The sequence below is a fragment of the Salmonella sp. K21076 genome (assembly GCF_039650795.1).
Lineage (GTDB): Bacteria > Pseudomonadota > Gammaproteobacteria > Enterobacterales > Enterobacteriaceae > Salmonella > Salmonella enterica.
In genome coordinates, this window is the sequence record NZ_JBCLYA010000020.1 from 14258 (window position 1) to 28633 (window position 14376).

The following is a 14376-nucleotide window of genomic DNA, read 5'->3' on the forward strand; positions in this document are numbered from 1 at the left end:
GGTACTTGAAAGGGTGGAAGTGCTGGGGAGAGGGGGAGCGTTAAAAATTCTGTATAATTTTAGTAACATAAAATAAAAAAGAATGGCACATGTCCCATCCCTTCGATTTCGACAAAGCACTTAAAGCCCTTCAGGTCCGGCCAGGCATTAACGGGCAAAGATGGCATCTTAACGCCATTAATCAAGTATTTAACCGACTCTACCCTGTCTGCTGAACTTGATTCCCATCTGGCTCAGGATGTTGAGGCAAACCGTAAAAATGGTTCCGGCAAAAAGCCATTAAAGCCCCAACAGGCAGTTTTGAACTGGCAACTCCGCGCAATCGTAACGGCACTTTTGAGCCATAATTGGTGAAGAAGCTTCAGACCCCCTGTACGACGAGATCGAGCGCAATATCATTCGACTGTTTGCGCTGGAGATGAGTTATCAGGACATCGGCCGGGAGAGTGAAGATCTTTATGCCTTCAGCGTTTCAACCGCCACCGTCAGTGCAGTACCGATAAAGTCATCCCTGAACTAAAACAGTGGCAACAGAGCCCGCTGGAGAAGGTTTATCCCGTCGTCTGGCTGGACGCTATTCATTATAAAAACCGTGAGGATGGCCGTTATCAGAGCAAGGCGGTTTATACCGTTCTGGCACTGAATCTAGAAGGCAAAAAAGAAGTTCTGGGCCTATATCTGTCGGAAAGTGAAGGTGCTAACTTTTGGTTAAGTTCTAACAGCGAGAGGGGACTTTAAAGGGATGCTTTTCGTTATGTTTATAGGCACTATTCGCTGGAGATCATAAGACATCAAAAACGCTGCAACGCCTTGTGTGGTGTGGGTTTGCTGAGATTCGTGAGAGGTGGGTAAAAGAGGTCATGGTGTCCCCTGCAGGAATCGAACCTGCAACTAGCCCTTAGGAGGGGCTCGTTATATCCATTTAACTAAGGGGACAACGCGGCGCCAGTATAGCGTTTTTTATTCGCCGGAGTAAGTGTAGCGCCGCCTGACTGGTTAAACCGTCGCCACTCAGCGCTGTTTTTCCGCTTTTTTCCGCTCCCGTTCCAGGCGCTCGCCGCGTAGCCTCGCTTCTTCCTTACGCTTATTGCTCATATCGTTGCGGATCTGCGCGTGGCTCATCAATGCGAAAATAAAGGTGCCGCCGCAGATATTTCCGGCAAGTGTGGGAAGGGCGAAGGGCCAGAAAAAGTCGCTCCAGGGCAGCGTGCCGTTGAAAACCAAATACAAAATTTCAACGGAACCGACGACAATATGGGTGGTATCGCCCAGCGCGATAAGCCAGGTCATCAAAATAATGACCACAATTTTTGCCCCGCCTGCAGCAGGAAACATCCATACCATTGTGGCGATGATCCAGCCAGAGATAATCGCGTTGGCAAACATCTCCGTTGGGCTATTTTTCATGACCTCCATACCAATTTTGACAAAGGCATCGCGGGTCTCTTCATCAAATATAGGCATATATTCAAAAGCCCACGCCGCAACCCCGGTGCCAATAAGGTTGCCCAATAAGACTACGCCCCATAAGCGCATCAGCAGGCCAACGTTACTCAGCGTGGGATTTTGCATTACCGGCAATACGGCGGTAACGGTATTTTCAGTAAATAATTGCTGGCGGGCCATGATGACAATGATAAAACCAAAGGTATAACCGAGATTTTCCAGTAAAAAGCCGCCGGGAACGCCTTCAAGCTGCACGTGGAAAATCCCTTTCGCCAGGAGTGATGCCCCCATAGAAAGTCCTGCGGCAATGGCTGACCAGAGCAAAGCCATCGCATCGCGTTCCATCTCTTTTTCACCATCCTGGCGAATATGTTCATGAATCGCCATGGCGCGGGAAGGAAGACGATCTTCATCTACTTCAATCTCTTTACCGCTTTGTTTTTCTTCGCTTTCAACTTCCAGGTCACTGCTGTGCCGGTTAATTTTATCGTCGTTAAGGCTATCCATGATGATCCTTGCTGATTAACACATATTAATAAAGCGTAGCGGTTTTTCATTTACCCAGGCCGGGGCATTCTCCGAAAAAATAAAAATAATCACGCTCGTTTTTATCTGTTTCGTTAGAATAGGGCCGTCATGTTGTTGCGTTACCAGGCTATGCTCAGAGCAATGAGATCGCGCATATAGACATCGTTTGACGTGCTGTTAAAATCGCTCACACCTAAACAGGCGGATACGGTAGCGTTCCGTCATGGATGGCAATCAGCGATAGCCATAATTCACAGGGAGACATCTATGAAGCTTCGCCTGTCGGCGCTGGCGCTGGGAACCACACTGCTGGTCGGGTGTGCGAGTTCCGGTACAGAACAGCAGGGGCGTTCAGACCCATTTGAAGGGTTTAACCGCACCATGTACAACTTCAACTTTAATGTGCTGGACCCGTATGTTGTTCGGCCGGTCGCGGTCGCCTGGCGTGATTATGTTCCACAGCCTGCGCGTAACGGTTTAAGTAATTTCACCGGCAACCTCGAAGAACCGGCGATCATGGTGAACTATTTCCTGCAGGGCGATCCTTATCAGGGTATGGTGCATTTCACCCGTTTCTTCCTGAATACCTTATTAGGGATGGGCGGCTTTATTGACGTCGCGGGAATGGCGAATCCTAAGCTGCAGCGCGTTGAACCGCATCGCTTTGGCAGTACACTGGGCCATTATGGCGTGGGGTATGGGCCTTATATGCAACTTCCGTTCTACGGCAGCTTCACGCTGCGTGAAGATGGCGGGGATATGGCGGATACCTTGTATCCGGTGCTCTCGTGGTTGACCTGGCCAATGTCCATAGGAAAATGGACTATCGAAGGGATAGAAACCCGCGCGCAGTTGCTGGACTCCGATGGTTTGCTGCGCCAGTCTTCCGATCCTTATATTATGGTGCGCGAGGCATACTTCCAGCGTCATGACTTTATCGCCAATGGCGGAAAACTCAAGCCGCAGGAAAACCCGAACGCGCAAGCGATTCAGGACGAACTCAAAGAGATCGACTCGGAATAAACGGCAGTAAATAAAAAGGTGAGCGCAATGCTCACCTTTTTGATCCGTTTCAGAAAGAGATTAGAACGCGTAGTTAAAGTTAGTACCGAACAGCCAGGCTTTCCCTTCAGATTCAAACTGATAAGGGCCTTCATTAATTTTCACGCTCTGACCATGCATATAAGAGACGCCAACGTCGACAGACGCATCTTTGTTAAAGGCGTAAGTCGTACCGGCGCTCAGCCAGAAACGGTCCTGATCCGGAATAGAGATAGAACGGTTTTGCGCTGGTACCGGGCTGTCATCGAAGGCGATACCGGTACGGAACGTCCAGTTGTCATCGTAGTAATAGGTGGTACCCAACGCAATGCGATAAGCGTCTTTAAAGCCTTCATGCTTCTCAAAGAGCGTATCGCCGGCGGTCGATTTTGCCTTCAATTCCTGGAACTGACTCCAGCTGGTATAGGCCAGGCTATAGTGGATGGCCCACTGTGGCGCCACACGGTTATAACCGGACACTTCCCACATTTCCGGCAGATTCAGCGTCAGGTAGCCTGACTGCGTCGCGCCGCCGGTTGCCGTTGGGATAGGCAGGTTAAATCGGTTTATAGCGATGGGAAGATCGCTACTGTAGTTGCCTTTAAAGTCAATTTTGACTTCCGAGCGGTAGGTCAGCGCGTAGCGGTTATTTTTATCCAGTTCATAAAGGATACCGGCATTCCAGCCAAAGCCCCACTGATTACCGTTCAGGTGGGCAATCTTGGTGTCGCTGAGAATCTGACCCGCGACCGGCGCCAGCGCCGGATTCTGTGCCGCGACCAACTGGCCTAAATCGCCCGCAAAACGTTCGATTTTCGCGCGCGCGTATACCGCATCAAAGCCGAGGCCGAAGCTCCAGGCCTCATTTAAGCGATAAGCGCCGCTTAAATTCAGGTTCATGGTTTCAAGATCGGTCGTACCGCCAACCGAGCCGCCGGCGTATGTGTCGTTAAACTCTGTCGCCAGACCATAGTTAGAGGTAATAGAAGCCCCCCAGCCAAACTGGTCGTTAATCGGGGCGACAAAATGGACGTTCGGCACCCAGGCCGTCGGCGCGATGTTATCCGCATCTAACGTCCGACGAGATGGCGATGTCCCGCTAATATTAACATCAGGATCAATATAAACTGCGCCCGCTGAAAACGTCGGGCGGTCAAACATGGTAATTAACGCCGGGTTGCGGCTAACGTTACCCGCATCATCTGCGATTGCGCCTTCACCCGAATAGGCCCGGCCAAGGCCAGAGGAAGAAAATTCGTTTAACTGAAAGCCCGCAGACCAGGCCTGGGTGGAGATGATTGCCACTGCGACTGCGAGAGCAGACTTTGTAAACAGGGTTTTCTGGCTCATGACCATAACCTCATTGATTATTTTTATACAAACTATGTTACATGCTGTAACAGGAGCGCGAAGTGTAGGGTCTGCGGTACGACTTAGAAATCAGACCAGTGGCGAGAGTATAGGTCTGACCAGCTAGAATGTTGCAAGTATGTTTATAAGTTTTTTCAATTGTGATCTTAGAAACGAGATCTGGCTGGTAAAATCGGCGGGCTTAACGGTCACCCGATCGCGTGATTTTTGTTTTAGATCATTTTTAAGTGTGATTTCGGTCACTTAACGCGTTTCCCACCATTAACGACTGGAGAGGCGAATGCCGGGAGCGTAAAATATCCCCATCGTTTATCTGGCACCCTGGGTGCAAATACAGAGGAAATCTACAATGAGTAAATGCAGTGCTGATGAAACCCCGGTTTGCTGCTGTATGGACGTTGGAACCATCATGGACAACTCCGATTGCACCGCGTCATACAGCCGCGTATTCGCTACCCGCGCAGAGGCTGAAGAGACGCTGGCGGCGTTAACCGAAAAAGCGCGTAGCGTGGAGTCTGAACCTTGCCAAATTACGCCAACCTTTACCGAGGAATCCGAAGGCGTTCGTCTGGATATTGATTTTGTTTTCGCCTGCGAAGCAGAAACGCTGATCTTCCAGCTCGGCCTGCGTTAATCCGTTCATTCACGACGCCTCCGTCATCATCTGGCGGAGGCGTTTTCTTTTTTTGTCGTTTCCCTTCACTGTGCCTTAGCTCCCACTTTCTTTTCTCTCTGCTTGGCTAAATGTAAAAAATTGGTTAAGACTGTGATCAGGTCAGACCACTAATTTATTTTTTTACAGGGGAGTACTATGCGTCAGGCTTTACCGTTGGTCACCCGTCAGGGCGATCGCATTGCTATTGTCAGTGGGTTACGAACCCCCTTCGCTCGTCAGGCCACTGCATTTCATGGTATTCCCGCTGTTGATCTCGGCAAGATGGTGGTAGGCGAGCTGCTGGCGCGCAGTGAAATTCCAGCCGATGCCATTGAGCAACTGGTTTTTGGTCAGGTAGTACAAATGCCGGAAGCCCCCAATATTGCGCGCGAAATTGTGCTGGGTACGGGAATGAATGTTCATACCGATGCCTATAGCGTAAGCCGCGCCTGCGCCACCAGTTTTCAGGCGGTAGCGAATGTGGCGGAAAGCCTGATGGCCGGCACGATACGCGCGGGTATCGCTGGCGGCGCAGATTCGTCGTCGGTACTGCCAATAGGCGTGAGTAAAGCCCTGGCGCGGGTACTGGTTGATGTCAATAAAGCCCGGACGACCCGCCAACGGCTGACGCTTTTTTCTCGTCTGCGCTTACGCGACCTGCTGCCCGTTCCTCCCGCCGTTGCTGAGTATTCCACCGGTCTGCGCATGGGCGATACCGCCGAACAGATGGCGAAAACGTATGGTATTACGCGTGAACAGCAGGACGCGCTGGCGCATCGTTCACATCAGCGCGCCGCGCAGGCATGGGCGGAGGGTAAACTGGCGGAAGAAGTGATGACGACCTATGTGCCGCCGTATAAAAACCCCTTTGCAGAAGACAACAACATTCGCGGTGCCTCCACGCTGGCGGACTACGCTAAACTGCGTCCCGCTTTTGACCGAAAACATGGCTCCGTAACCGCCGCCAACAGTACACCGCTGACCGACGGCGCTGCCGCCGTTATTCTGATGACCGAATCCCGCGCTAAAGAGCTGGGGCTGCGCCCGCTTGGTTATCTGCGCAGCTACGCCTTTACCGCTATTGATGTCTGGCAGGACATGCTATTGGGGCCGGCCTGGTCAACGCCGCTGGCGCTGGAGCGGGCCGGGTTGACGATGGCCGATCTGACGCTTTTTGACATGCATGAAGCGTTTGCCGCTCAGACTCTGGCGAACTTACAACTGCTGGGCAGCGAACGATTTGCCCGTGAGGTGTTTGGTCGTGCGCAGGCGACAGGGGAGGTGGATGACGCTAAATTCAACGTGCTCGGCGGCTCAATCGCCTACGGGCATCCTTTTGCCGCAACGGGCGCGCGGATGATAACCCAAACGTTGCATGAATTACGGCGTCGGGGCGGAGGTTTTGGCCTGGTCACGGCCTGCGCGGCTGGCGGTCTTGGCGCGGCGATGGTTCTGGAGGCGGAATAATGACTACCACATCAGCTTTTATGCTTAGCGTGCGTCTGGATAATGTCGCGGTTGTCGCTATTGATGTCCCTGGAGAAAAGGTGAACACCCTGAAAGCGGAGTTTGCCGCGCAGGTACGCGCCATCCTGAAGCAGATCCGGGAAAATAAAGCGTTGCAGGGCGTTGTTTTTATCTCAGCCAAAGCAGATAACTTTATTGCTGGCGCTGATATCAACATGATAGGCCACTGCCAAAACGCGCAGGAAGCGGAAACGCTGGCGCGTCAGGGGCAACAACTGATGGCGGAGATCCAGGCGTTGCCTGTTCCGGTTATCGCCGCCATTCACGGCGCCTGTCTGGGGGGCGGTCTTGAAATGGCGCTGGCCTGCCATCGGCGTATCTGTACCGATGACGTTAAAACCGTTCTCGGACTGCCGGAGGTACAGTTAGGGCTTTTACCGGGATCGGGCGGAACGCAGCGTCTTCCGCGGCTGGTGGGGGTCAGTACCGCGCTGGATATGATCCTGACAGGTAAACAGCTTCGCGCCAGACAGGCGCTTAAAGCCGGGCTGGTTGATGATGTGGTGCCGCAAACTATTTTACTGGAAGCGGCTGTCGAGCTGGCTAAAAAAGAACGCCTGGCGCAGCGGACTTTACCGGTCCGTGAACGTATCCTGGCGGGGCCGCTGGGGCGCGCGCTGTTATTTCGCCTGGTGCGTAAAAAGACGGCGCAAAAAACGCAGGGTAATTATCCGGCGACGGAGCGGATCATTGATGTGATTGAAACCGGACTGGCGCAGGGCAGCAGTAGCGGCTATGACGCGGAAGCGCGCGCTTTCGGCGAGCTGGCGATGACGCCGCAATCGCAGGCGCTGCGCGCTGTTTTTTTTGCCAGTACCGAGGTGAAAAAAGATCCCGGTAGCGATGCACCGCCCGGCCCGCTGAACAGCGTGGGCATCTTAGGCGGCGGGTTAATGGGCGGCGGTATCGCCTGGGTTACGGCCTGTAAAGGCGGTTTGCCAGTACGAATTAAGGATATAAATACTCAGGGGATCAATCATGCTCTGAAATACAGCTGGGATCTGCTTGAAACAAAAGTACGCCGCCGCCATATCAAAGCCAGCGAACGCGATAAACAGTTGGCGTTGATATCAGGTTCGACCGATTACCGTGGTTTCAGTCATCGTGATCTGGTCATTGAAGCGGTGTTTGAAGATCTGCCGTTAAAACAACAGATGGTGGCGGAAGTGGAGCAAAATTGCGCTACTCACACCATTTTTGCCTCCAATACTTCTTCCCTGCCGATTGGCGATATTGCGGCGAATGCGGCCAGACCGGAACAGGTGATTGGATTGCACTTTTTTAGCCCGGTCGAAAAAATGCCGCTGGTTGAGGTCATTCCTCACGCGTCTACTTCCGCGCAGACCATCGCCACGACCGTTAAGCTGGCGAAAAAACAGGGTAAAACCCCGATAGTCGTCAGTGATAAAGCCGGGTTTTATGTTAACCGAATTCTTGCGCCATATATCAATGAGGCGATTCGGATGCTGACTGAAGGCGAACGCGTCGAACATATTGACGCCGCCCTGGTAAAATTTGGTTTTCCGGTGGGGCCAATCCAACTTTTGGATGAGGTAGGAATCGACACGGGCACTAAAATTATTCCTGTGCTTGAGGCGGCGTATGGAGAACGTTTTAGCGCGCCTGCAAATGTTGTCGCTTCAATTTTGAATGACGATCGCAAAGGTAGAAAAAATGGTCGCGGTTTCTATCTTTATGGCGAAAAAGGGCGTAAAAGCAAAAAACAGGTTGACCCTGCTATTTATAAGCTTATTGGCGTGCAAGGGCAGAGTCGACTGTCTGCGCAGCAGGTGGCAGAGCGCTGTGTCATGTTAATGCTTAACGAAGCGGCGCGCTGTTTCGACGAAAAAGTGATTCGCAGCGCGCGCGATGGCGATATCGGCGCCGTGTTTGGTATCGGTTTTCCGCCGTTTCTCGGTGGCCCGTTCCGCTATATGGATGCTCTCGGGCCGGGTGAAATGGTGGCGACATTACAGCGCCTGGCCGCACTTTACGGTCCTCGTTACGCGCCTTGTGAACAATTAGTGCGCATGGCGGAGCGCAGGGAGCATTTCTGGACGAATGGGGAAACTGACCAGGGAAATTGAGGTCAAAGAGAATATGAATCCGCACTGAATGCCTCCTTAGTGGCGAAATAATAATCAAGGATTGACTATACTTACGCCATTGAGGTAAAAAACAGCGTTTCATTCGGTGAATGGATAAGGCACAATGCCGGCCACCGCATTTTTGCCGCAGCCAATAGGGGCATGTGGTAAGCGTGTTGGTGAAACTGGTTAACAAAAGCGGTGCAATATGCAAGTTTTTATCATGCGTCACGGCGACGCAGCCCTCGATGCCGCCAGTGATTCGGTTCGTCCCTTGACCTCTTGTGGGTGTGACGAGTCTCGCCTGATGGCGAACTGGCTGAAAGGTCAAAAAGTGGATATCGAACGTGTTCTGGTGAGTCCGTTTCTTCGGGCCGAACAGACGTTAGATGTGGTCGGCGATTGTATGAATCTGCCGACTCAGGTGGATGTCCTGCCGGAGCTAACGCCCTGTGGCGATGTCGGTCTGGTCAGCGCCTACCTTCAGGCGCTGGCCAATGAAGAGATCGGATCGGTGCTGGTGATCTCTCACTTACCTCTGGTCGGATACCTGGTATCTGAGCTTTGTCCGGGCGAAACGCCGCCGATGTTCACGACGTCCGCAATTGCCAACGTTACGCTTGATGAAAGCGGCAAGGGGACATTCAACTGGCAAATGAGTCCCTGCAATCTGAAAATGGCGAAAGCGATTTAATCTTTGCTGCCTGATAAGGCGCTTGCGCCGCCATCCGGCAATTCCGCATCAGGGTAATTCGGGCGGTTGCCACTCTTCCACTTCAATCAACACCAGCAGCGCGGCGTCGCCGCCGTACTCTTTCGGCGCCTGATGAAAGGCCATCACATGCGGATGCTGCGCCAGCCATAACGGCGTTTGCTGTTTCAGAATATGTTTACCGTGTCCATGCATGACGCAGGCGCAAAAAATATGTTCCCGACGGCAGGCGGCAATCAGCGCCCCCAGTTCCTGCTTGGCCTGAAGCTGCGTTAAGCCGTGTAAATCCAGAAACAGTTCTGGCGAATAGTCGCCGCGGCGCATTTTTTTTAGCTCGAAATGGCTGACATCTTCACGGACATACTTTACCGGCCCTTCCGTATTGAGCAGCGGCTGGAACTCATCAGAAAAATAGTGGCTGGCGTCCGCCTGTTCCTGAATTAACCTTCGGGTAGGGACTTCCGTGATTTTCTTGCGCAGTGGCCGATGGACGATAGTATCCTGTTTAATCTTTCGGGTGCCGACCATCAGCTGACGGAACAGCGCCTGGTCCTCCTCGCTGAGCGATGTTTTCTTTTTCATTCGTGGGTCTCGTCTGATCTTTTGCCTTAGTTTACCCGACCCGGAGGATATCCGAACGGTCAAAACGGATTTTTCGTATTCTCCCGCCGCGTCAATGCTGATTTATCCCTGTCTTCGTGGCAAACTAGCCGCCGAATTTAATGCGAGCATGCCCTGGAGGAATACGTGGATAAAATTTTCGTCGATGAAGCAGTAAGTGAACTGCATACCATTCAGGACATGTTGCGCTGGGCGGTAAGCCGCTTTAGCGCGGCGAATATCTGGTATGGACACGGTACCGATAACCCGTGGGATGAAGCGGTACAACTGGTGTTGCCGTCTCTTTATCTGCCGCTGGATATTCCGGAGGATATGCGGACCGCGCGGCTGACGTCCAGCGAAAAACACCGCATTGTCGAGCGAGTGATTCGTCGCATTAACGAGCGTATCCCGGTAGCCTACCTGACCAATAAAGCCTGGTTCTGCGGCCACGAATTTTATGTTGATGAGCGCGTGCTGGTGCCGCGTTCACCGATTGGCGAGCTGATTAATAACCACTTCGCTGGCCTTATTAGCCAACAGCCGAAATATATTCTGGATATGTGTACCGGCAGCGGCTGCATCGCCATCGCCTGTGCTTATGCTTTCCCGGACGCAGAGGTTGATGCGGTCGATATTTCGCCGGATGCGCTGGCTGTCGCCGAGCATAACATTGAAGAACACGGTCTTATCCATCACGTGACGCCAATCCGTTCCGATCTGTTCCGCGATCTGCCGAAAGTTCAGTACGATCTGATTGTCACTAACCCGCCTTATGTCGATGCGGAGGATATGTCCGATCTGCCGAACGAATATCGCCACGAACCTGAGCTGGGGCTGGCGTCCGGCACTGACGGCCTCAAATTGACCCGCCGTATCCTGGGAAATGCGCCGGATTATCTGTCCGATGATGGCGTTCTGATTTGTGAAGTCGGAAACAGCATGGTACATCTGATGGAGCAGTATCCGGATGTGCCGTTCACCTGGCTGGAGTTTGACAACGGCGGCGATGGCGTCTTTATGTTGACCAAAGCGCAGTTGCTCGCGGCCCGTGAACATTTCAATATTTATAAAGATTAAAACACGCAAACGACAACAACGATAACGGAGCCGTGATGGCAGGAAACACAATTGGACAACTCTTTCGCGTAACCACTTTCGGCGAATCACACGGGCTGGCGCTTGGGGGTATCGTCGATGGCGTGCCGCCCGGCATCCCGTTGACGGAGGCCGATCTGCAGCACGATCTCGACAGACGCCGCCCTGGCACCTCGCGCTATACTACTCAGCGCCGCGAACCGGACCAGGTAAAAATTCTCTCCGGCGTGTTTGATGGCGTGACGACCGGCACCAGTATTGGCCTGCTGATTGAAAACACCGATCAGCGCTCGCAGGACTACAGCGCGATTAAAGATGTTTTTCGCCCGGGACACGCGGATTACACCTATGAGCAGAAATACGGCCTGCGCGATTACCGCGGCGGTGGACGTTCTTCCGCGCGTGAAACCGCGATGCGCGTAGCGGCAGGGGCGATCGCCAAGAAATACTTGGCGGAAAAGTTCGGCATCGAAATCCGCGGCTGCCTGACCCAGATGGGCGACATTCCGCTGGAGATTAAAGACTGGCGTCAGGTTGAGCTTAATCCGTTCTTTTGCCCCGATGCGGACAAACTTGACGCGCTGGACGAACTGATGCGCGCGCTGAAAAAAGAGGGTGACTCCATCGGCGCGAAAGTGACGGTGATGGCGAGCGGCGTGCCGGCAGGGCTTGGCGAACCGGTATTTGACCGACTGGATGCGGACATCGCCCATGCGCTGATGAGCATCAATGCGGTGAAAGGCGTGGAGATCGGCGAAGGATTTAACGTGGTGGCGCTGCGCGGCAGCCAGAATCGCGATGAAATCACGGCGCAGGGTTTTCAGAGCAACCACGCTGGCGGCATCCTCGGTGGCATCAGTAGTGGGCAACACATTGTGGCGCATATGGCGCTGAAACCTACCTCCAGCATTACCGTGCCGGGACGTACGATCAACCGGATGGGTGAAGAGGTCGAGATGATCACCAAAGGGCGCCACGATCCGTGTGTGGGGATTCGCGCAGTGCCGATCGCAGAAGCCATGCTGGCGATCGTACTGATGGATCACCTGCTGCGCCATCGGGCACAGAATGCGGATGTAAAGACAGAGATTCCACGCTGGTAAGAAATGAAAAAAACCGCGATTGCGCTGCTGGCATGGTTTGTCAGTAGCGCCAGCCTGGCGGCGACGCCGTGGCAGAAAATAACCCATCCTGTCCCCGGCGCCGCCCAGTCTATCGGTAGCTTTGCCAACGGATGCATCATTGGCGCCGACACGTTGCCGGTACAGTCCGATAATTATCAGGTGATGCGCACCGATCAGCGCCGTTATTTCGGCCACCCGGATCTGGTCATGTTTATCCAGCGGTTGAGTCATCAGGCGCAGCAACGGGGGCTCGGAACCGTCCTGATAGGCGACATGGGGATGCCTGCCGGAGGCCGCTTTAATGGCGGACACGCCAGTCATCAGACCGGGCTTGATGTGGATATTTTCTTGCAGTTGCCGAAAACGCGCTGGAGCCAGGCGCAGCTATTGCGCCCGCAGGCGTTAGATCTGGTGTCCCGCGACGGTAAACATGTCGTGCCGTCGCGCTGGTCGTCGGATATCGCCAGTCTGATCAAACTGGCGGCACAAGACAATGACGTCACCCGTATTTTCGTCAATCCGGCTATTAAACAACAGCTTTGCCTCGATGCCGGAAGCGATCGTGACTGGCTACGTAAAGTACGCCCCTGGTTCCAGCATCGCGCGCATATGCACGTGCGTTTACGCTGCCCTGCCGACAGCCTGGAGTGCGAAGATCAACCTTTACCCCCGCCGGGCGATGGATGCGGCGCTGAACTGCAAAGCTGGTTCGAACCGCCAAAACCTGGCACCACAAAGCCTGAGAAGAAGACACCGCCGCCGTTGCCGCCTTCCTGCCAGGCGCTACTGGATGAGCATGTACTCTGATGGACAATTTTTATGATCTGTTTATGGTCTCCCCGCTGCTGCTGGTGGTGCTGTTTTTTGTCGCCGTACTGGCAGGATTTATCGATTCTATCGCCGGAGGCGGAGGGCTGCTCACTATCCCTGCGCTGATGGCCGCCGGGATGTCGCCGGCAAACGCGTTGGCGACCAATAAATTACAGGCGTGCGGCGGCTCCCTCTCGTCTTCGCTCTATTTTATTCGCCGTAAAGTGGTAAACCTGGCCGAGCAAAAGCTCAATATTCTGATGACGTTCATTGGCTCGATGAGCGGCGCGCTGCTGGTGCAGCACGTGCAGGCGGATATTTTGCGCCAGATCTTGCCCATCCTGGTGATTTTCATCGGCCTCTATTTTTTATTGATGCCGAAGCTGGGCGAGGAAGATCGCCAGCGCCGCCTGTATGGATTACCGTTCGCGCTGATAGCCGGGGGATGCGTCGGGTTTTACGACGGCTTTTTCGGGCCTGCCGCAGGGTCGTTTTACGCTCTGGCGTTTGTCACCTTATGTGGCTATAACCTGGCGAAATCCACGGCACATGCCAAAGTGCTTAACGCTACCTCCAACGTTGGCGGCCTGCTGTTATTTATCATCGGCGGCAAAGTGATCTGGGCGACGGGCTTTGTGATGCTGGTTGGTCAGTTTTTAGGGGCGCGAATGGGGTCGCGTCTGGTGTTGAGCAAAGGCCAAAAGCTTATCAGACCGATGATCGTTATTGTCTCGGCGGTGATGAGCGCCAGGTTACTTTATGATAGCCACGGACAGGAGATCCTCCACTGGTTGGGGATGAATTAATGAACAGTACGCACCATTACGAACAATTAATTGAGATTTTTAACGGCTGCTTTGCCGAAGAATTTAATACCCGTCTGATTAAAGGCGACGACGAACCGATCTATCTTCCTGCTGACGCGCAGGTACCGTACCACCGTATCGTCTTTGCGCATGGGTTTTACGCCAGCGCGCTGCATGAGATTTCTCACTGGTGTATCGCCGGTAAGGCGCGCCGCGAACTGGTCGACTTTGGTTACTGGTACTGCCCGGACGGACGCGACGCGCAGACCCAAAGTCAATTTGAAGACGTTGAGGTGAAGCCACAGGCTTTCGACTGGTTGTTTTGCGTGGCGGCGGGGTATCCCTTTAAACGTTAGTTGCGACAATCTGGAAGGCGATATTGAGCCGGATCGCGTGGCGTTTCAGCGCCGGGTTCATGCGCAGGTAATGGCGTATCTGGAGCAGGGCATTCCTGAACGTCCGGCCCGCTTCATCAAAGCGCTACAGAATTACTATCACACGCCCGAACTTAAGGCGGAACAGTTCCCGTGGCCGGAAGCGCTTAATTAAAGCCAGCGCCACGTTTACAATG

General features: G+C 53.4%; 12 protein-coding genes, 1 tRNA gene and 2 pseudogenes. 11 read left to right on the top strand and 4 right to left on the bottom strand.

Translation table 11 applies throughout. From position 1 onward, the window contains the following. Window positions 1-89 precede the first annotated feature (89 nt). Window positions 90-714: pseudogene (locus tag AAYN39_RS07135) on the top strand (transposase); the annotation flags it as partial. 147 nt (window positions 715-861) lie between these two features. Here AAYN39_RS07135 and AAYN39_RS07140 read toward each other — a convergent pair. Beyond that, window positions 862-936 (bottom strand) — tRNA-Arg (locus AAYN39_RS07140). Between the two features lie 75 nt (window positions 937-1011). Beyond that, on the bottom strand, window positions 1012-1953 hold the full coding sequence (locus AAYN39_RS07145) for a formate/nitrite transporter family protein (RefSeq protein ID WP_000377769.1): 942 nt from the start codon (window positions 1951-1953) through the stop codon (window positions 1012-1014). 288 nt (window positions 1954-2241) lie between these two features. Here AAYN39_RS07145 and mlaA point away from each other — a divergent pair, with 288 nt between their 5' ends. Next, window positions 2242-2997 carry a phospholipid-binding lipoprotein MlaA gene (gene mlaA, locus AAYN39_RS07150; protein ID WP_000776787.1) on the top strand — a complete coding sequence of 252 codons (756 nt, stop codon included), beginning with the start codon at window positions 2242-2244 and terminating at the stop codon, window positions 2995-2997. A 60-nt stretch (window positions 2998-3057) separates the two neighbouring features. Here the strand turns inward: mlaA and fadL are convergent, their stop codons facing one another. Continuing rightward, a complete protein-coding gene (gene fadL / locus AAYN39_RS07155) occupies window positions 3058-4365 on the bottom strand; it encodes a long-chain fatty acid transporter FadL (RefSeq protein ID WP_001766332.1) in 1308 nt (435 codons plus the stop codon). A 370-nt stretch (window positions 4366-4735) separates the two neighbouring features. On the opposite strand from fadL, the gene AAYN39_RS07160 reads away from it, so the two are divergent. The 4 genes from AAYN39_RS07160 to sixA all read left to right on the top strand — a co-directional run bounded on the left by AAYN39_RS07160 (window position 4736) and on the right by sixA (window position 9349). After that, window positions 4736-5020: a YfcZ/YiiS family protein gene (locus AAYN39_RS07160; protein ID WP_000030904.1), complete on the top strand. Its 285-nt coding sequence runs from the start codon at window positions 4736-4738 to the stop codon at window positions 5018-5020. Between the two features lie 177 nt (window positions 5021-5197). After that, window positions 5198-6508, top strand: a complete 1311-nt coding sequence (gene fadI, locus AAYN39_RS07165) for an acetyl-CoA C-acyltransferase FadI (RefSeq protein WP_001248124.1) — start codon at window positions 5198-5200, stop codon at window positions 6506-6508. Then, on the top strand, window positions 6508-8655 hold the full coding sequence (gene fadJ / locus AAYN39_RS07170) for a fatty acid oxidation complex subunit alpha FadJ (RefSeq protein ID WP_000214156.1): 2148 nt from the start codon (window positions 6508-6510) through the stop codon (window positions 8653-8655). The genes fadI and fadJ overlap by 1 nt, the downstream gene beginning before the upstream one ends. 208 nt (window positions 8656-8863) lie before the next feature. Continuing rightward, window positions 8864-9349: a phosphohistidine phosphatase SixA gene (gene sixA, locus AAYN39_RS07175; protein WP_001195808.1), complete on the top strand. Its 486-nt coding sequence runs from the start codon at window positions 8864-8866 to the stop codon at window positions 9347-9349. A 48-nt stretch (window positions 9350-9397) separates the two neighbouring features. Here the strand turns inward: sixA and smrB are convergent, their stop codons facing one another. After that, on the bottom strand, window positions 9398-9949 hold the full coding sequence (gene smrB / locus AAYN39_RS07180) for an endonuclease SmrB (protein WP_000730794.1): 552 nt from the start codon (window positions 9947-9949) through the stop codon (window positions 9398-9400). A 165-nt stretch (window positions 9950-10114) separates the two neighbouring features. Here smrB and prmB point away from each other — a divergent pair, with 165 nt between their 5' ends. From prmB to AAYN39_RS07205, 5 genes and pseudogenes are all read left to right on the top strand, one after another. Beyond that, window positions 10115-11047: a 50S ribosomal protein L3 N(5)-glutamine methyltransferase gene (gene prmB / locus AAYN39_RS07185; protein WP_001542329.1), complete on the top strand. Its 933-nt coding sequence runs from the start codon at window positions 10115-10117 to the stop codon at window positions 11045-11047. A gap of 35 nt (window positions 11048-11082) precedes the next feature. Beyond that, window positions 11083-12168 (top strand): chorismate synthase, encoded by a 1086-nt coding sequence (aroC, locus tag AAYN39_RS07190; RefSeq protein WP_000918475.1) that lies wholly within the window; start codon window positions 11083-11085, stop codon window positions 12166-12168. A 3-nt stretch (window positions 12169-12171) separates the two neighbouring features. Beyond that, entirely contained in the window at window positions 12172-12996 is an 825-nt protein-coding gene (mepA, locus tag AAYN39_RS07195; RefSeq protein WP_000750429.1) for a penicillin-insensitive murein endopeptidase, read from the top strand. Next, window positions 12996-13805, top strand: coding sequence for a sulfite exporter TauE/SafE family protein (locus AAYN39_RS07200; RefSeq protein WP_000368599.1), 810 nt, complete (start codon window positions 12996-12998; stop codon window positions 13803-13805). The genes mepA and AAYN39_RS07200 overlap by 1 nt, the downstream gene beginning before the upstream one ends. Continuing rightward, window positions 13805-14354, top strand: a pseudogene (locus AAYN39_RS07205) (elongation factor P hydroxylase). The gene AAYN39_RS07200 and the pseudogene AAYN39_RS07205 overlap by 1 nt, the downstream one beginning before the upstream one ends. Window positions 14355-14376 lie beyond the last annotated feature (22 nt).